The following is a 16,757-nucleotide window of genomic DNA, read 5'->3' on the forward strand; positions in this document are numbered from 1 at the left end:
ACCGGCTGGTTCGCACCTACCGCCGGGAGGACCTCTTCTTCGCTCGTCACAGTGATGTCGCCCAGGTCCCATCGCCGAGGAGCACCTATGAAGCGCCTCATTCCGCTCGCTGTCGCCACGCTCGCCGCGGGTTTGCTGAGCACTCCCGCGCACGCCGCCGTCACCCACCGGATCCTCTTCGACAACACCAAAGCCGAGACCGCCGGCAACGCCGACTGGATCATCGGCACGTCGCAGCCCGACCCGACCGGGCAGAACTCCGCGCCGCAGAAGGAAAGCGACTGGACCGGCGCGCTCTCGGCGTGGGGCGTCGCGCTGCAGAAGACCGGGCAGTACAGCCTGAAGACGTTGCCCGCGGGCAACACGATCACCTACGGCACGTCGAACGCGCTGGACCTCAAGAACTTCGACGAATTCGTGCTGCCGGAGCCGAACGTCGTCTTGAGCGCCGCCGAAAAGACGGCCGTGCTGAAGTTCGTGCAGAACGGCGGCGGCCTGTTCCTGATCTCGGACCACACCGGCAGCGACCGCAACAACGACGGCTGGGACTCGCCGAAGATCATCAACGACCTGATGACGAACAACGGCGTCGACAACACCGACCCGTTCGGCTTTTCGGTCGACCTGAAGAACGTCGCCAGCGATCATCCGGTGGCCATCACCGACTCGTCGAACCCGGTGCTGAACGGCTCGTTCGGCGCGGTGAAGAAGAGCCTGATCGCCAACGGCACGACGTTCACGCTCAAGCCTGCCGACAACCCGGACGTCAAGGGCCTCGCGTACCTGAGCACGTCGTCGCCGGGCAACACCAACGCTTTCTTCGTGACGAGCACGTTCGGCTCGGGCCGCGTCGCGATCTGGGGTGACAGCTCGACGATCGACGACGGCACCGGCCAGTCCGGCAACACGCTCTACAACGGCTGGACCGACTCCACGGCCGACAACGCCGCTCTCGGCCTCAACGCGACGGCGTGGCTCGCGGGCAGTGGCACGACCACCCCGCCGCCGACCGGCTGCAGCGCCGGCCAGCTGCTCGTCAACCCCGGCTTCGAATCGGGCAACACCGGCTGGACGGCGTCGGCGAGCGTCATCGGCCAGCACGCCTCCGACGCGCCCGCCCGCAGCGGCTCGTGGAACGCCTGGCTCGACGGCTACGGCACCGCCCACACGGACACGCTGAGCCAGACCGTCACGCCGCCGGCCGGCTGCTCGTCGTACACGTTCTCGTTCTGGCTCAGCATCACCACCGCCGAGACGGGCACGACGGCGTACGACAAGCTGACCGTGAAGGCGGGCAGCACGACGCTGGCGACGTACAGCAACCTCAACGCGGCCGGCGGGTACCAGCAGCGAAGCTTCTCGCTGTCCGCGTACGCGGGTCAGTCCGTGACACTCGCCTTCAGCGGCGTCGAGGGCTCGCAGCTGCAGACGTCGTTCATCGTGGACGACACCGCGCTGAACGTCAGCTAGGCAGACCCGAGGCGCGCCAAGCGCCTTCGCCGGGGTGGTGCGGCCTACGCAGTGAAGCTGCGTGGTCGCCCCACCACGACGTGCGCGGCTTCGGCTTCTCCGGAGCGCGGGCGGCCGACGCGGCCGCGACGACCGCCGTCAGCGCCGCCAGCTCGGCGTCGCTCGGGTTGCCCCGGACCACGCGCAGCAAGGGACGCTGCTTTTCGTCGTTCACAGCTTCGCTCACAGCGGGATGTTCCCGTGCTTCTTGGGCGGCAGCGACTCGCGTTTGTTGCGCAGCAGCGACAACGCCCGCGCGACGTGCCCGCGCGTGTGCGCCGGCACGATCACCGAGTCGACGTACCCCCGCTCGGCCGCCGCGTACGGGTTGAGCAGTGTGTCCTCGTACTCCTGGAGCAGCTCGGCACGCAGCTCGTCGACGTCCTTGTCCTCGTTCGCCGCGTTGGCCAGTGTCTTGCGGTGCACGATGTTCACCGCGCCCTGCCCGCCCATCACCGCGACCTGCGCGGTCGGCCAGGCGAGGTTGATGTCGGCGCCGAGGTGCTTGGAGCCCATGACGTCGTACGCGCCGCCGAACGCCTTGCGCGTGATGATCGTGACCAGCGGGACCGTGGCCTCCGCGTAGGCGTAGATCAGCTTCGCGCCACGGCGGATGATGCCGTTCCACTCCTGGTCGGTGCCCGGCAGGAAGCCCGGGACGTCGACGAAGGTGAGCACCGGGATGTTGAACGCGTCGCAGGTGCGGACGAACCGCGCGGCCTTCTCGGACGCGTCGATGTCGAGGCAGCCGGCGAACTGCGTCGGCTGGTTCGCCACGACGCCGACGCTCTGGCCGTCGACGCGGCCGAAGCCGACGATGATGTTCGGCGCGAACAGCTCGTGGACCTCGAGGAACTCGCCGTCGTCGACGACGCGGTTGATCACCTCGTGCATGTCGTACGGCGTGTTCGGCGAGTCCGGGATGAGCGTGTCGAGCTCGCGGTCGGCGTCGGTGACGTCTTCGAAGAACCCAGGCGGCGTGTCCGACGGCTCGAAGACCGGCGCGTCCGACAGGTTGTTCTGCGGCAGGTAGGAGAGCAGTTCCTTGACGTAGGCGATCGCGTCCTCGTCGTCGGAACCGAGGTAGTGCGCGACACCCGACTTCGTGTTGTGGGTGCGGCCGCCGCCGAGCTCCTCGAAGGTGACGTCCTCGCCGGTGACCGTCTTGACGACGTCCGGGCCGGTGATGAACATCTGCGACGTCTCGTCGACCATCACGACGAAGTCGGTCAGCGCGGGGGAGTAGACGTGCCCGCCCGCGTTCGCGCCCATGATCAGCGAGATCTGCGGGATCACGCCGGACGCCTGCACGTTGCGGCGGAAGATCTCGCCGTAGAGGCCGAGCGAGACGACGCCCTCCTGGATGCGCGCGCCGCCGCCCTCGTTGATGCCGACGATCGGTCGGCCGGTCTTGATCGCGAGGTCCATCACCTTGACGATCTTTTCGCCGTACACCTCGCCGAGGCTGCCGCCGAAGATCGTCACGTCCTGGCTGAAGACGCACACCGGCCGGCCGTCGACGGTCCCGTAACCGGTGACGACGCCGTCGCCGTACGGCCGGTTCTTCTCCTGGCCGAAGTTGGTCGAGCGGTGCCGGGCCAGCTCGTCGAGCTCGACGAACGAGTTCTCGTCCAGCAGCAGCTCGATGCGCTCGCGGGCGGTTTTCTTGCCCTTGGCGTGCTGCTTCTCCACCGCGCGGGCCGAGCCCGCGTGCACCGCCTCGTCGTACCGGCGATACAGGTCGGCCAGCTTGCCGGCCGTGGTGTGGATGTCCGGTTCATCCTCGGGCGGCGTCCCGAGCGGCTCCGTCGCACTGCTCATGCCACGGGAGCTTAGCTACTTGCCGGTCACTTCGCGTGTGGCGTAGGCAACGTCCATGACCTTCCCGCCGATCCGTGTCCACCTTCCTGGTGACGCGCGATCGCGTGACGTCGATCTCGATGGTGCTGGTCGCGCCTCGGTTCACCCGGGCGGTGGGCTGAGCTACGAATCGGCCGCCGGGATCGGGTACTCCGGCAGCGTGATCGCCTCGGCCGGGGGTGTCATGAACTTGCCCGCCAGCCCCGAGACGCGGCCGAGCAGCGGCGACGCGGCCACGCGCACCGCGGTCCGGAACGCGGTGAGCTGCAGCCGGCTGCGCGGGTGGGCGATCTTCGGCGCCCCGGGCGGGAGCTGCTGGGCCTTCGTGACCAGCGGGCGCAGCACCTGCTCGTAGCGGGCGAAGGCGTCGCGCGGATCGTCGTGGCCGGCGAGCTCCCCGGCCAGGACGTAGGCGCCGGCGAGCGCCAGGGTGGTGCCCATGCCGCTGACCGGGGACGCGCAGTGCGCGGCGTCGCCGAGCAGCGCGACCCGGCCGCGGCTCCACGTGTCGAGCTTCGCCTGCCCGATGTCCTCGAAGTAGAGGGAGCCGTTGTCCAGCTCGGCGAGCACGCGCGGGGCCGCCCAGCCGACGTCGGCGAACGTCGCCCGCAGGATCGCCACGACGTCGTCGCGGCTGAGCCGGTCCAGGCCTCGCACGTCGGAGATGAAGCTCAGGGACGCCTGGGTGGTGCCGAGGTTGTCCGGGCGCAGCGAGAGCATCCGCCCGCGCCCGCAGGCCAGTACGCGCCACCGGTCGGTGTCGTCGGCGGTGCGCGGGATCGCGAGGAACGCGTCGTAGAGGCCCAGTTCGTGGATGTGCGCGTCGGGCATGATCAGCGCGCGGCTGCGTGAGCGCAGGCCCTCGGCGAGGACGACCGCGTCGAACCGGCGGCTCGGACCCCGCTGGAACTCGACGTCCACGCCGGAGCCGTCGTCGTGCAGCGCGGTGATCTGGTCGCCGAAGACGTACTCGGCGCCGTCTTTCGAGTGCTCGTAGAGGATCTTGGCGAACTGACCGCGCAGGATCTCCAGCTCGGCCGTTCCGCCGGAAGTGTCGTCTTCGCCGCCGGCGAAGGATGCGATCGCGCGCCCGTGCTCGTCGACGAACTCCGTGCCGGTCTCCCCGGTGTGCGCGGCGCGGACGGCGTCCTCCAGGCCCATCCGGCGGATGACCTGGCGCCCGACGCCGCGGACGTCGATGTTCTGGCCCTGTTCACGCACGTGGTCGAACCGTTCGACGACGGTCACCTCCCAGCCCGCTTTCGCGAGCCAGGAAGCGAGCGTGGGACCGGCGATGCTGGCACCGGAGATCAGGATGCTGCGACTCAAGGTGTACCTCCCTTGAACCCACCGTAGCCGTTCGCAGGCTTCAGCCGGGGTGGACCAGGCCCGACTCGTACGCCGCGATCACCAGCTGGGCCCGGTCCCGGGCCGCGAGTTTGTGCAGCAAGCGGCCGATGTGGGTCTTGACCGTCGCGATGCCCAGGTGCAGCCGCTCCGCGATCTCGTCGTTCGACAGGCCGCGCGCGATCAGCGTCAGGACCTCCTGCTCGCGAGCCGTCACCCCCGCCAGGCGCGTCACCGGGCCGGACGGCAGCCGCGCGAACTCCGCCACCAGCCGTCGGGTCACCGACGGCGCCAGCAGCGCGTCGCCGTTCGCGATGATCTCGATCGCGGCCAGCAGGTCCGCCGGGCGCGTGTCCTTCAGCAGGAAGCCGCTCGCGCCCGCGCGCAGGGCCGCGTAGACGTACTCGTCGAGGTCGAACGTCGTCAGCATCAGCACCCGCACCTCGGTTTCGGCGCAGATGCGCCGGGTCGCCTCGATGCCGTCCATCTCGGGCATCCGGACGTCCATCAGCACGACGTCCGGCTTTTCGTGCCGGGCGAGCGCGACGGCTTCGACGCCGTCGGACGCCTCGCCGACCACCGTCAGCCCGGGCGCGCTGTCCACCAGTACGCGGAAACTGCCACGCAGCAACGCCTGGTCGTCGGCGATGAGGACGCGGGTCATCCGGCCACCGCCGGGTCGTAGGGCAGGCGCGCGAAGACGCGGAAGCCGTGCTCGCCGGGACCGGCGCCGAACTCGCCGCCGTAGACGGCCACGCGTTCGCGCATCCCGATCAAGCCGTGGCCCGGCGTCGCGGAGCCGCCGCGGCCGTCGTCGAGCACTTCGATGCGCACGGCGCCCTCCTCGCCGGTGACGCGGACCCGGCACGTCGCCGCGCCCGCGTGCTTGACGACGTTGGTCAGCGCCTCCTGCACGATCCGGTACACCGACTGGCCGACGCCGCCCGGCAGCTCGTCGAGGCCTTCGACGACCAGGTCGACGGCCGGGCCCGCCTGCTCGGCGCGTCCGGCGAGCGCGCGCAGGTCGGCGAGCGTCGGGACGGGCGCCAGCGCCGGGACGCCGGTGCCATCACGCAGCACGCTCAGCATCCGCCGCAGCTCGGCCAGCGACTCCCGGCTGGTCTCTTCGATGACGCGCAACGCTTCCCGCGCCTCGCCGGGCTGGTCGGGGGCGACGTGGTTGCCCACCGCCGCCTTCACCGCGATCAGGCTCATGCTGTGCGCGACGACGTCGTGCATCTCGCGCGCGATCCGCAGCCGTTCCGCCGAAACCGCTTGCTGCGCATGGCTTTCCCGCTCGCTCGCAGCGTGTTCGCGCCGGGCGCGCACGGTGAGGCCGAGCGCGTACCCGACGATCAGCGCGGTCGCGCTGAAGTTCACCGTCGTGGAGGCGTTCGGGTTCGGTACCGAGAAGGCCAGCACGCCCAGCTCGACCAGGCCCGCCGCGAACCCGAGCCGGACGATCAGGCTGTCCAGCCGGATCACGACGACGTAGAGCGCGCACCCCGCGCCCACCACGGCGACGCCGAACACCGGCCCGCCGATCGGGACGGCGGCCGCGGCCAGCACCAGGCTCAGTACGTAACTGGCCAGCGGCCACCACCGCCGGAGCACGATCGGGACCACGCTGACCAGGAGGATCGTCCAGCCGAGCCACTCGGGGAGCCACGGCGGCAGCGCCCACGCGCCGGCCGCCAGGTTGCCACCCGCGCCGAAACCCAGCACGACGGCCGTCAGCACGTCGAGCACCACGCGGATTCGCATGCACCGAAGGTAATGCGGACGTCCGCGCCGCGCGTCAACCCTGGGTCGGACGCTCCGCGTAGTGCTTGCGCATGGCCTCGGCGCGGTCGGCCGGCCAGTCCGGCAGGTCGACGCCGTGGGTGGCGGCGAACAGCCGGTCGAGCTGCTCGTGCCGCCGGGCCAGCTGCGCGGCGACGTCGTCTTCGCGGGCCTCGGTGAACTCGACGCGGGTGCCTTCGAGGGGATCGTGGACGACGTGCCAGCCGGGTTCGTCCGGCAGCAGCACGCGGACTTCGCCGGCGGGCTTCCAGACGAGGTCGCGGCGGAAGCGGATGGTGCCGTCTTCGAGGACTTCGCCGTCACCGAGGCCGAATTCGTCCACATAGGACGCCATCGGCGCGTGCCAGTTCTCCGGCGGCTTGTGCGTCTCCCCGGCGAGGCGGGCGTCGAGGGTGTCGAGGCAGACGTCCCAGCCGGTGGCGGTGCGGCCCGCGGCGAGCCGCGCGATCGCCGGGTCGCCGCGGCCGAAGGTGTGCGTGAACTCCAGCAGGCACCCGTCGCCGTCCGGGGAGAGCAGCCAGCGCAGGGTGTCGTCGTTCCAGACGAAGGTGAACTCGCGTGGCGGGTCGGCGGTGAGCACCTGCCCGGTGGTGGAGTCGTCCGCGCCGGGGAAGGTGAACCGGATCGCGCCGCCGGCCCGCAGGTCGACGTCGACCGCGGCCGGGAACCAGTGCGCCAGCTCGGCCGGGTCGGTGAGGGCGTGCCAGACCTTCTCCGGCGCGTGCTTCAGGCGGCGTTCGAGCCTGAGCGCGGGGCGTTCGTCGACGGTCTGCAGCTTCGCGCGTCCGGACACGGCGTCCTCCCGTCAGGTTGCCTGTGCCGTTATATAACCACTGTGGAATATGAGGGTCAAGAGCTGCGGACGGCCGAGACCGCGGTGGCCAGTTCCGGGTCGCTCGCGGCCTTGTCGAGCGCGGTGCGCAGGACGTCGCCGTAGGTCGGCTCGGTCTCGGCGTAGCGCTTGCGCCCGGCTTCGGTGATCACGGAGTAGACGCCGCGGCGGTCGTCTTCGCACAGGTCGCGGACGGTCAGGCCGGCGTCCTCGAGTCGCGCGCACATCCGGCTGACCGAGCTCTGGTTGAGCCCGATCGCCTCGGCGAGCTCCTGCATCCGCAGTTCGCCCTTGGGGTTCGCGGCCAGCTTGCCGAGCGCGCGGTACTCGGACAGGCCGAGCCCGTGGCGGCGGTGCAGCGCCTTGCCCAGCTCCTGCTCGATGCGGGCGTGCAGCACGAGCACGCGGCCCCAGGCCTGTTCGTCGACGGTCATCTCGCGACCTCCTCTTGACTTCAGGATACCTGCAGGGACACTCTTTATATGTACATGCAAGTAACTGGAGGGACTTGATCATGAGTGACCGCAGCTTCCTGTTCCTGGTCGGCGCCGCGCGGGCCGGGGGCAACACGGAGATGCTGGCCCGGCGGGCCGCGAGGGAACTGCCGCGCGAGGCGGACCAGCGCTGGATCCGGCTGCCCGAGGTGCCGCTGGCGCCGTTCGAAGACCGGCGTCACGGTGCCGGAGAGCACCCTTCGCCGGGTGGGAACGAGCAGCTGCTGATGGACGCGACGTTCGCCGCGACGGACATCGTGATCGTGTCGCCGGTGTACTGGTACTCGGTCGCGGCGAGCGTGAAGCTGTACCTGGACTACTGGTCCGGCTGGATGCGCCTGCCGGTCGAGTTCAAGCCGCGGATGGCCGGCAAGTCGCTGTGGGGCGTGAGCGTCCTGAGCGAGACCGCGCGCGAGGCCCAGCCACTGATCGGCACCCTCGAACTGTGCGCGGAGTACCTGGGCATGAACTGGGGCGGCGTCCTGCTGGGCAACGGCAGCCGCCCGGGCGACGTCCTGCTCGACGGCTCGGCCATGACCGCCGCGTCGACCTTCTTCACCGGCGCGGACCTCGTCACCGCCTAGTACTGCAACGGCAGTTAGTGGTGATGTGGTAGATCATCGTTGTGGTGGTCGATGTGGTGATGGATCAGCTGGACCGGGTGCATGAGCGGATTGCGGGCCGGTTCGCGCGGTCGGAGCCGCGGGCCCGGGCGCGGGAGTATGTGTCCGGGCTGGTCGCGGGCCTGGAGCGGAAGAACGGCTGGACGCTGGCTGAGCAGGCCGGCGAGGTGTCACCGGACGGGATGCAGCGGCTGCTGCGCTGGGCGGACTGGGACATCGACGGCGTCCGCGACGACGTTCGCGACTACGTCATCGAGCACCTCGGCGAACCGGGTGGCGTGCTGATCGTGGACGACACCGGGTTCCTGAAGAAAGGCAAGATGTCGGCCGGAGTGCAGCGGCAGTACTCCGGAACCGCCGGGCGAATCGAGAACTGCCAGATCGGAACCTTCCTGGCCTACGCCGGTACTCACGGGCACGTGCTGATCGACCGGGAGCTCTATCTGCCCGAGCCCTGGATCGCCGACCCGGACCGATGCCGGCGGGCGGGAATCCCGGACGGGACCGAGTTCGAGACCAAACCCCGCCAAGCCATGGCGATGCTGGCCCGGGCGTTCGCCGCGAAGGTGCCCTTCGCCTGGGTCACCGCCGATGAGGCCTATGGGCAGGTCAAGTACTTGCGGCTGTGGCTGGAAGCCCACGATGCCGCGCACGTGCTGGCCACCAAGGTCAACGACACCTTGGTCACCACCGGCGGTCGCGAGGCACGGGCTGATGAGCTGATCGCGGACCTGCCCGCCCGGGCCTGGCGGCGGCTGTCGGTCGGGGCCGGCGCCCACGGGCCACGCGAATACGACTGGGCGCGGGTGCCGATCCGGATCGGCTGGCAGCCCGGCCGCGGGCACTGGCTGCTCGCCCGCCGCTCACTCTCGGATCCGACCGAGATCGCCTACTACGTCTGCTACGGACCCCGCCGCTCGACACTGCTGGATCTGGCCTGGATCGCCGGGGCCCGGTGGCGGATTGAGGAGTGTTTCCAGCAGGCCAAGAACGAGGCCGGCCTCGATCAGTATCAGGTCCGGTCCTGGCGGGCCTGGTATGCCCACATCACCCTGTCGATGCTCGCCCATGCCTGGCTCGCTGTCTCACGATCCCTTGTCATAAAAGGGGAATCGGTGTCGCCGAGCCAGGCATGATCGGGTTCACGCTACCGGAGATCCGGCGCCTGCTCACCAAGCTCGTCCTGCGTGTCACCGACGCCGCCGACCACATCTGGGCCTGGTCCCGTTTCCGTCGGCGGCGACAACACCAAGCCCGACTCAGCCACTACAAACGCCGGGGCTACCCACTCACCTAACTGCCGTTGCAGTACTAGGGCGTGTCTGACAAAGGTGCCGGCTGTTGGCTGAGATGCTGCCCGGTGTGTCGCGGTTTCAGTTGCTCTCAGATGATCAGTGGTCGTTGATCGAGGACCTATTCCCGGTCCGCACCGGCAAGCAAGGCCGACCGTTCTCCGATGCCAGGGCGATGGTCGAGGGGATCATCTACCGATACCGCTGCGGGATCGCGTGGCGGGATGTGCCGGCGGTGTTCGGTCCGTGGCAGACGATCTGGACCTGGCACCGCCGGATGGCCGGCGACGGCACCTGGGACACCGTGCTGCAACGCCTGCTCGCCACCGCAGACGCGGCCGGCCTGATCGATTGGTCGGTGTCGGTGGATTCCAGCATCGCCCGTGCGCATCAGCACGCCACGAACATCACCCGCCCCACAGGGGGCTGGGTCGAACTACACGGATCTGCACGCCGAGCCGCCTGATCACGCGATCGGTCGCTCCCGCGGCGGCTGGAGCACCAAAGTCCACCACCTCGTCGACGGGAACGGCCGGCCACTGGTGACGTTGATCGGTCCCGGCCAGGCTGGGGACGCGCCGATGTTTCCGCACCTGATGCGGCATCTGCATGTCGCTCGCCGCGGACGCGGTCGAGCTCGCACGCGACCCGACCGTGTCCGCGGGGACAAGGCCTACTCCTCAAGGGCGATCCGCGGCCATTTGCGCGACCGCGGCATCACTGCGGTGATCCCCGAGCCAGCTGATCAGGCCGGGCACCGCAAACGCCGCGGTTCCCGCGGCGGGCGCCCACCCGTCTTCGACTCGGTCGATTACCGCGGCCGCAACGTCGTCGAACGCCGCTTCAACCTGCTCAAGCAATGGCGAGCCTTGGCCACCCGCTACGACAAACTCGCCATCGTCTATCGCTCCGCGGTAGTTCTCCACGCCGTGGTCACCTGGACCAAGGCATTGTCAGACACGCCCTAAGCCAATACGTCCGTCGTGAGCAGGCGCAGGCCGTGGATCAGGTCGGCGCCCGAGGGCGCGTGGTCCGGGTCGGCGAGCCACTGCAGCACCACGCCCGAAAGCAGAGCTTGGTGCACGGTGCCGACGGCCCGGGCCTCGGCGCTGCCGTCGTCGAGGCCCTGGAAGAGGTTCGCCAGCCCGAAGCGGGCCAGTTCGAGCGCCTTCGCCAGCTGCGTGCGGACGTCCGGGTCGAGATCCGGCTGGGTGTAGGCCTCGAACGTCATCGCCCACATCCGCCGGTGCGCGGGGAGCGACTCGATCACCTGCTGCCAGATCAGCTCGAAGCGCTCGGCCGGCGACGCGTCCGGCGGCGTCTCGACCTGCAGGGTCTTCGCCAGCGTCTCGCCCCACTCCTCGTTCGCCTCGATCAGCGCGGTGTTGAGCAGGGCCTCGCGGGAGCCGAAGTGGTAGCCGATCGCGGCCATGCTGACGTTCGCCGCCGAGGCCAGGTCCCGCACGGTCGTGCGGGCGTAGCCCTTTTCGTTGAGACAGCGCTTCGCACCCGCCAGCAGTGCTTCCTTGTTGCCCATGCCCCTGAGGTTAGCACGAGCGTCTTAGGCGAACGCCTTGCGCGATCGCCCAAATCAGGGTTATCGTTCCCGGCATGCAGAACAGACGAGTCCTCATCTCCGGCGCCAGCGTCGCCGGCCCCGCCCTGGCCTTCTGGCTCCGCCGCCACGGCTTCACCCCGACAGTGGTCGAGCGCGCCCCTCGGCTCCGCGAAGGCGGCTACGCCGTCGACTTCCGCGGCGCGTCCCTGCGCGTCCTCGACCGGATGGGCCTGCTCGGCCAGGTCGAAGCCGCGGCTACCAACATGGGTGAAGTGTCCTATGTGGACGCCGATGACCGGACGCTGGTCGTCACGCCACCGACGTTCCAGAGCGGCGAGCTGGAGATCCTGCGCGGCGACCTCTCGCGCATCCTTTACAGCGCCACGAAGGACGACGTCGAGTACGTCTTCGGCGACTCGATCACCGGTGTCACCGAGCACGGCGCGGGCGTCACGGTCACCTTCGAACACGGCGCGCCGCGCGAGTTCGACCTGGTCGTGGGGGCCGACGGGCTGCACTCGAACGTGCGCTCACTCGTCTTCGGCGACGAGTCCCGGTACCGCCGCGACCTCGGTTACTACGTCTCGATCTTCACGGTGCCGAACCACCTCGGGCTCGACCACGTCGGCCGGTTCTACAACGAGCCGAACCGCACCATCGGCGTTTACAGCGCTCGCGACAACGCGGAAGCGAAAGCCTTGTTCTGGTTCGGTTCCGAGCCTCTCGCGTACGACCACCGCGACGTCGAGCAGCAGTGCGGGATCGTCAAGGAAGCCTTCGCGGGCACCGGCTGGGAGACCTCGACGCTGCTCAAGCGGATGCGCGAGGCGCCGGACTTCTACTTCGACTCGGCGAGCCAGATCAAGCTCGACACGTACGCGAACGGCCGCGTCGCGCTGGTCGGCGACGCCGCGTACTGCGCCGCGCCGCTTTCGGGGATGGGGACGAGCCTGGCGATCGTCGGCGCGTACGTGCTGGCGGGCGAGCTCGCGGCGGCCGGCGGCGACCACGTGACGGCGTTCGGCTCCTACCACGAGGAGATGCGCGAGTTCGTCGCCGTGTGCCAGAAACTGGGGGAGGGCAACGGGAAGTGGTTCGTGCCGCCGACCCGCGCGTGGATCCGCATGCGCAACCTCAACCTGCGGCTGCTGCCGCACCTGCCGTGGCGCAAGGTGATCGAGCAGCTGCCGCTCAAGGCCGGCAACGCGATCACGCTCAAGGAGTATGCGAAGGTGCCGGCGTGACGCCCCGGCGCTGCGCGATGCCGGCCATGTTCTCCTCACCCCAGTCACCCAGCGGCAACAGTGCGGTGTTCAGCCGCTGACCCAGCTCGGTCAGCGAGTATTCGACCTTCGGCGGGATCTCGTGGAACACCTCGCGGTGCACGACTTCGTCCGCCTCCAGCTCCCGCAGCGCCTGGATCAGCATCTTCTCGCTGATCCCCGTGACCTTCCGCCGCAGTTCGCCGAACCGCAGCGGCTCGGCGTGCAGCGCCCACAGGATCAGGGCCTTCCAGCGGCCGCCGACGACGTCGATCGCGGCGTCCAGCCCGCACCGGTAGCTTCGGGTCAGCATGCAGGATCCTTACGTTTTGGTGGGTACCTGACTATTTAGTAGGTACTTGTCCAGTGTAAAGCGCTTCAGCAGCATGACGTCCATGGCTTCAACGGGAGAAAACAAGAAGGTGGGCGTGCTCGGCCTGGGGCGGATGGGTGCCGCCCTCGCCGGAGCGCTCCTGGGGGCGGGCCACGACGTCGTGGTGTGGAACCGATCGCCGCTCAAGGCCGGCCCGCTGCTCGACCGCGGCGCCCGGCTCGCGGCCACACCGGCCGAAGTCGCCACGGCCGACGTCGTGCTCAGCTGTCTGTCCACATACGACACCCAGCAGCCGGTGCTGGACGCCGTCACTCCGGCTGTGCTGGTGAATCTGACGTCCGGCACACCGGAGCAGGCCCGCGGCGTCGCGAAGTGGGCGGCCTCACGGGGAATCGACTACGTGGACGGCGTGATCATGGCCGTTCCGCAGGGCATCGGCACGCCGGGCGCCCGGATCCTCTACGGCGGATCTCCGACGGCGTTCGAGGCGCAACGCGATGTGCTGGAAGTGCTGGGGGAGCCGGTGTTCCTCGGCGAGGACGCCGGCCTCGCGGCCCTGTACGACCTGGCGCTGCTGGGCATCATGTGGTCGGCGATGAGCGGCTACCTGCACGCTCTCGCGCTGGTCGGCACCGAGGGCGTCACGCCGGAGCGGTTCACGCCGATGGCGCTGTCGTGGCTCTCGGCGGTCGGCGGTTTCCTGCCCGGCATCGGCGCGCAGGTGGCGAGCGGCGAGTACACCACGGACGTCTCGGCCCTGGACATCAACGCGGCCGGGCTGAAGTTGCTGGTCGAGACGAGCCGGGCGCAAGGCATCGGCACGGACGTCCCGGCGCCGCTCGCGGACCTGTTCACCCGCGCGGTCGACGCGGGCTACGGCGCGCACGCGATCGCCAGTGTCATCGAGGAGATCCGGTGAAGTACCCGGGAAAGAAGGCCGTCGTCACGGGCGGCACGCACGGAATGGGCCTGGCGGTGGTCCGCGCCCTGTTGGACGGCGGCGCGGAAGTCCTGCTGACGGGTCGCGACGTCTCGTCGTTGCACGGAAAACTGCCGGGAAAGGCGCACCTGCTCTCGTCGGACGCGGCCAGGTTGGCCGACATCGACACCCTGGGCGAGGTCGCCGCGGAGACGCTCGGCGAGCTGGACCTGGTGTTCGTCAACGTCGGTTACGCGACACTGACGCCGTACGAGACGGCGACACCCGAGGTCTACGACCGCACGTTCGACGTCAACACGAAGGGCGCGTACTTCACGGCCCAGCGGTTGGCGGGGCTGGTGCGGCGCGGAGGTTCGTTCGTGTTCACGACATCGGTCGCGGCCGAGGCGGGGATAGCGGGAATGGGCCCGTACTCCGCGGCCAAGGCGGCCGTGCGATCGTTCGCCCGGACATACGCGGCCGAGTTGGCGCCGCGCGGAATCCGGGTGAACGTGGTGAGCCCGGGTTACACGGATACGCCGACGATGGGCGTGACGGGCGTGCCTGCCTCCGTTTTGGCGGCATTCAAGGCAACCGGTGACGAGGTGACGCCGTTGAAGCGCCACGCGACGCCGGAGGAGGTGGCGGCCGCGGTGCTGTTCTTGGCGTTCGACGCGACCTTCACAACGGGCGCGGACCTCCCGGTGGACGGCGGCCTGGGGCAGCGCCTGACCCTGCCCGCGTAGTTGCGGTGAGGGGCACCTTCGTGGACTTTGACGCTGTGGGGGTGCCCTTCACGGACTTGGGTGTTGGGGGGTGCCTCTCACGACCTTGGGTGCTGTGAGGGTGCCCCTCACGACCTTGGGCGCTGTGGGGTGCCCTTCACGATCTTGGGTGCCGTGAGGGTGCCCTCACGGCCTTAGTCGGCTTGGAAGGCCCCATCGCGGCGGGGAAGGTGCCCACCCTCACGGACTACGTGCCGTGAGGGTGCCCCTCACGGCTGTAGCCGGCTCGAAGGCCTCGTCACGGCGGGGAAGGGCCCACCCTCACGGACTACGTGCCGTGAGGGTGCCCCTCATGGCACGTAGCCGAGGTGGATGGCTAGGCCGGTGGCGCCGGGTGCTTGGTCGGGGCGGAGGACGAGGTCGTCGTCGTAGTCGCCGCCGTTTTGGGTGCGGAACGGCAGTGGTTCTGCTGTCTCGAGGGTGCTCAGGCGTGTGCGCAGCAGGTCCTGCGCCTCCGCGAAGTGCTCCGGCGACACACGATCCGCGCCGTACACCGCGACCGGGGGCAGTACCGACATGCCCGCGTAGAAGAGCGTCCCGTGGTGCAGTGGGAACAGGACGTCGTTCAGGGGACCGTTGATCCCGCGCGGGCCGAGGGCGGGTTCGCGGGCGCCCGCGCTCAGGATCACCATCGCGCGTTTGCCCGCCAGCTTGCCTTCGCCGTAGCGGAGGGTGCGGCCGTCCTCGGCGCGGACGCCGTAGCCGAAGCCCTTCACGAACACCCGGTCGAACCAGCCCTTGAGGATCGCCGGCAGGCCGTACCACCACAGCGGGAACTGGACGACGACCGCGTCCGCCCATGCCAGCTTTTCGTGCTCGGCCACGATGTCCGCGCTCAGCTCGCCGCCGGCGTACGCGCGGGCGGACGTCGCTCCGACGATCAGCCGGTCGCCGCCGGCCGCGGTGCCGAAGTCGGCGGCGTCGACGACCGGGTTCCACTTCATCGCGTACAGATCCGACTCCCGGACGTCGTGACCGAGCGCCCGCAGCGTCCGGAGGCCGTCGTCGCGGAGGGCCCCGCTCAGCGAGCGCGGCTCGGGGTGCGCGAATACCCACAAGACGTTCATGACCTCGATCATCACGCCGCCCGCGGCCGCGATCGAGTGGCCCGATGGCCAACCTGTGCAAGAATCGAGCCATGGCCGAATTTGTGCACCCCGACCGTCACCACGTGGCCGTGCTGGTCCGGCACGGCATGCTCGTGATGGAACTCGGCATCGTCCACCGCCTGTTCGGGCAGGCTCGCTCGGCGTCGGGCGAGCCCCTGTACGAGGTCGTGACCTGCACCCTCGAGCCGGGACCGATCCGCACCGACGCCGATTTCAGCATCCTCGTCGACCGCGGGCCGGAGGTCATCGCCGAGGCCGACACGGTGATCGTCCCGGCGTCCCTGGCCGAGTACGAGCCGATGGCGCGGGTGCTGACGCCGCCGCTCAAGGCCGCGCTGGACCTGATCCCGGCGGGCGCGCGGATCGCGTCGATCTGCACGGGCGCGTTCGTGCTCGCCGCGGCCGGCCTGCTCGACGGCCGCCCGGCCACCACGCACTGGCGCTCCGCCGAGGAGCTCCAGGCCCGGTTCCCCGAGGTCGAGGTCGACCCCGGCGTGCTCTACACCGACGACGGCACCGTGCTGACGTCCGCCGGCGTCGCTTCCGGGATCGACCTGGTGCTGCACATGATCCGCCGCGACCACGGCACGGCCGTCGCCAACGACGTCGCCCGCGGCACGGTCGTCTCCCCGCACCGCGAAGGCGGCCAGGCCCAGTTCGTCCGGCGGCCGGTGCCCGAGCCCCGGACGTCGTCCACCAAGGTCGCCCGCGCATGGGCGCTGGAGAACCTGCACCGGCCGCTGACGCTGCGCGAGCTCGCCGCCCGCGAGGCCATGAGCACCCGCACGTTCACCCGCCGGTTCCGCGAAGAGGTCGGCATTTCGGCGCTGCAATGGCTTACGCAGCAACGGGTCGAACGCGCCCGCCAGCTCCTGGAGGAGTCCGACCTGCCGGTCGACCGCGTCGCCACCGAAGCCGGCTTCGGCACGGCGGCGTCCCTGCGCCAGCACTTCCAGGCGGCGCTCGGCGTCTCACCGAGCGCCTACCGTGGCACGTTCCGCGGTGAACTGGCGGCGCAGGCCGGGTGAAT

The 16,757-nt window shown here is 69.9% G+C and carries 17 protein-coding genes and 1 pseudogene; 8 read left to right on the top strand and 10 right to left on the bottom strand.

The features are described 5' to 3' along the window. The first annotated feature begins 87 nt into the window (after window positions 1-87). Complete coding sequence (locus OHS18_RS35615) at window positions 88-1,470, top strand: hypothetical protein (protein WP_328613728.1); 1,383 nt, start codon at window positions 88-90, stop codon at window positions 1,468-1,470. Here OHS18_RS35615 and OHS18_RS35620 read toward each other — a convergent pair. The 7 genes from OHS18_RS35620 to OHS18_RS35650 all read right to left on the bottom strand — a co-directional run bounded on the left by OHS18_RS35620 (window position 1,463) and on the right by OHS18_RS35650 (window position 7,785). Beyond that, the gene (locus OHS18_RS35620) at window positions 1,463-1,696 is read right to left on the bottom strand and encodes an acyl-CoA carboxylase subunit epsilon (RefSeq protein ID WP_442874303.1); all 234 of its coding nucleotides are present in this window, start codon (window positions 1,694-1,696) and stop codon (window positions 1,463-1,465) included. The two genes, OHS18_RS35615 and OHS18_RS35620, sit on opposite strands and share 8 nt — an antisense overlap. Next, window positions 1,693-3,330 carry an acyl-CoA carboxylase subunit beta gene (locus OHS18_RS35625; protein WP_328613729.1) on the bottom strand — a complete coding sequence of 546 codons (1,638 nt, stop codon included), beginning with the start codon at window positions 3,328-3,330 and terminating at the stop codon, window positions 1,693-1,695. Before OHS18_RS35625 ends, OHS18_RS35620 begins: the two co-directional genes overlap by 4 nt. A 162-nt stretch (window positions 3,331-3,492) precedes the next feature. Continuing rightward, window positions 3,493-4,698 carry an FAD-dependent monooxygenase gene (locus tag OHS18_RS35630; protein WP_328613730.1) on the bottom strand — a complete coding sequence of 402 codons (1,206 nt, stop codon included), beginning with the start codon at window positions 4,696-4,698 and terminating at the stop codon, window positions 3,493-3,495. A gap of 40 nt (window positions 4,699-4,738) precedes the next feature. Beyond that, entirely contained in the window at window positions 4,739-5,380 is a 642-nt protein-coding gene (locus OHS18_RS35635; RefSeq protein WP_328445094.1) for a response regulator transcription factor, read from the bottom strand. Next, window positions 5,377-6,480 carry a sensor histidine kinase gene (locus tag OHS18_RS35640; RefSeq protein WP_328613731.1) on the bottom strand — a complete coding sequence of 368 codons (1,104 nt, stop codon included), beginning with the start codon at window positions 6,478-6,480 and terminating at the stop codon, window positions 5,377-5,379. Before OHS18_RS35640 ends, OHS18_RS35635 begins: the two co-directional genes overlap by 4 nt. A 34-nt stretch (window positions 6,481-6,514) precedes the next feature. Next, window positions 6,515-7,312, bottom strand: coding sequence for an SRPBCC family protein (locus tag OHS18_RS35645; protein WP_328613732.1), 798 nt, complete (start codon window positions 7,310-7,312; stop codon window positions 6,515-6,517). Between the two features lie 56 nt (window positions 7,313-7,368). Then, on the bottom strand, window positions 7,369-7,785 hold the full coding sequence (locus tag OHS18_RS35650; protein ID WP_328445088.1) for a MarR family winged helix-turn-helix transcriptional regulator: 417 nt from the start codon (window positions 7,783-7,785) through the stop codon (window positions 7,369-7,371). Window positions 7,786-7,865: 80 nt separating this feature from the next. Between OHS18_RS35650 and OHS18_RS35655 the strand changes: the two genes are divergently transcribed. The 3 genes and pseudogenes from OHS18_RS35655 to OHS18_RS35665 all read left to right on the top strand — a co-directional run bounded on the left by OHS18_RS35655 (window position 7,866) and on the right by OHS18_RS35665 (window position 10,728). Continuing rightward, a complete protein-coding gene (locus OHS18_RS35655) occupies window positions 7,866-8,429 on the top strand; it encodes a flavodoxin family protein (RefSeq protein ID WP_328445086.1) in 564 nt (187 codons plus the stop codon). Between the two features lie 41 nt (window positions 8,430-8,470). Then, entirely contained in the window at window positions 8,471-9,604 is a 1,134-nt protein-coding gene (locus OHS18_RS35660) for an IS701 family transposase (RefSeq protein WP_328613733.1), read from the top strand. 214 nt (window positions 9,605-9,818) lie between these two features. After that, window positions 9,819-10,728: pseudogene (locus OHS18_RS35665) on the top strand (IS5 family transposase). Here the strand turns inward: OHS18_RS35665 and OHS18_RS35670 are convergent. Further along, window positions 10,725-11,297, bottom strand: a complete 573-nt coding sequence (locus tag OHS18_RS35670) for a TetR/AcrR family transcriptional regulator (protein WP_328613734.1) — start codon at window positions 11,295-11,297, stop codon at window positions 10,725-10,727. The pseudogene OHS18_RS35665 and the gene OHS18_RS35670 overlap by 4 nt on opposite strands. A gap of 74 nt (window positions 11,298-11,371) precedes the next feature. On the opposite strand from OHS18_RS35670, the gene OHS18_RS35675 reads away from it, so the two are divergent. Then, the gene (locus OHS18_RS35675; protein WP_328613735.1) at window positions 11,372-12,562 is read left to right on the top strand and encodes an FAD-dependent monooxygenase; all 1,191 of its coding nucleotides are present in this window, start codon (window positions 11,372-11,374) and stop codon (window positions 12,560-12,562) included. On the opposite strand, the gene OHS18_RS35680 is transcribed toward OHS18_RS35675, so the two are convergent. Next, window positions 12,534-12,893, bottom strand: coding sequence for a winged helix-turn-helix transcriptional regulator (locus tag OHS18_RS35680; protein ID WP_328613736.1), 360 nt, complete (start codon window positions 12,891-12,893; stop codon window positions 12,534-12,536). The two genes, OHS18_RS35675 and OHS18_RS35680, sit on opposite strands and share 29 nt — an antisense overlap. Window positions 12,894-12,975: 82 nt before the next feature. On the opposite strand from OHS18_RS35680, the gene OHS18_RS35685 reads away from it, so the two are divergent. Next, window positions 12,976-13,833 carry an NAD(P)-dependent oxidoreductase gene (locus OHS18_RS35685; RefSeq protein WP_328613737.1) on the top strand — a complete coding sequence of 286 codons (858 nt, stop codon included), beginning with the start codon at window positions 12,976-12,978 and terminating at the stop codon, window positions 13,831-13,833. After that, window positions 13,830-14,579 (top strand): SDR family oxidoreductase, encoded by a 750-nt coding sequence (locus OHS18_RS35690; protein ID WP_328613738.1) that lies wholly within the window; start codon window positions 13,830-13,832, stop codon window positions 14,577-14,579. Before OHS18_RS35685 ends, OHS18_RS35690 begins: the two co-directional genes overlap by 4 nt. Before the next feature lie 329 nt (window positions 14,580-14,908). On the opposite strand, the gene OHS18_RS35695 is transcribed toward OHS18_RS35690, so the two are convergent. After that, on the bottom strand, window positions 14,909-15,685 hold the full coding sequence (locus tag OHS18_RS35695; RefSeq protein WP_328613739.1) for an NAD(P)H-dependent oxidoreductase: 777 nt from the start codon (window positions 15,683-15,685) through the stop codon (window positions 14,909-14,911). A gap of 71 nt (window positions 15,686-15,756) precedes the next feature. On the opposite strand from OHS18_RS35695, the gene OHS18_RS35700 reads away from it, so the two are divergent. Next, entirely contained in the window at window positions 15,757-16,755 is a 999-nt protein-coding gene (locus OHS18_RS35700; RefSeq protein WP_328613740.1) for a GlxA family transcriptional regulator, read from the top strand. The last annotated feature ends 2 nt before the right edge of the window (window positions 16,756-16,757 follow it).

Source organism: Amycolatopsis sp. NBC_00355 (genome assembly GCF_036104975.1).
Classification (GTDB): domain Bacteria; phylum Actinomycetota; class Actinomycetes; order Mycobacteriales; family Pseudonocardiaceae; genus Amycolatopsis.

Coding starts and splice junctions, on each gene's coding strand:
- OHS18_RS35650 (WP_328445088.1), bottom strand. CDS start 7,785: ATGACCGTCGACGAACAGGCCTGGGGCCGCGTGCTCGTGCTGCACGCC.
- OHS18_RS35625 (WP_328613729.1), bottom strand. CDS start 3,330: ATGAGCAGTGCGACGGAGCCGCTCGGGACGCCGCCCGAGGATGAACCG.
- OHS18_RS35685 (WP_328613737.1), top strand. CDS start 12,976: ATGGCTTCAACGGGAGAAAACAAGAAGGTGGGCGTGCTCGGCCTGGGG.
- OHS18_RS35675 (WP_328613735.1), top strand. CDS start 11,372: ATGCAGAACAGACGAGTCCTCATCTCCGGCGCCAGCGTCGCCGGCCCC.
- OHS18_RS35615 (WP_328613728.1), top strand. CDS start 88: ATGAAGCGCCTCATTCCGCTCGCTGTCGCCACGCTCGCCGCGGGTTTG.
- OHS18_RS35670 (WP_328613734.1), bottom strand. CDS start 11,297: ATGGGCAACAAGGAAGCACTGCTGGCGGGTGCGAAGCGCTGTCTCAAC.
- OHS18_RS35695 (WP_328613739.1), bottom strand. CDS start 15,685: ATGAACGTCTTGTGGGTATTCGCGCACCCCGAGCCGCGCTCGCTGAGC.
- OHS18_RS35635 (WP_328445094.1), bottom strand. CDS start 5,380: ATGACCCGCGTCCTCATCGCCGACGACCAGGCGTTGCTGCGTGGCAGT.
- OHS18_RS35655 (WP_328445086.1), top strand. CDS start 7,866: ATGAGTGACCGCAGCTTCCTGTTCCTGGTCGGCGCCGCGCGGGCCGGG.
- OHS18_RS35680 (WP_328613736.1), bottom strand. CDS start 12,893: ATGCTGACCCGAAGCTACCGGTGCGGGCTGGACGCCGCGATCGACGTC.
- OHS18_RS35640 (WP_328613731.1), bottom strand. CDS start 6,480: ATGCGAATCCGCGTGGTGCTCGACGTGCTGACGGCCGTCGTGCTGGGT.
- OHS18_RS35700 (WP_328613740.1), top strand. CDS start 15,757: ATGGCCGAATTTGTGCACCCCGACCGTCACCACGTGGCCGTGCTGGTC.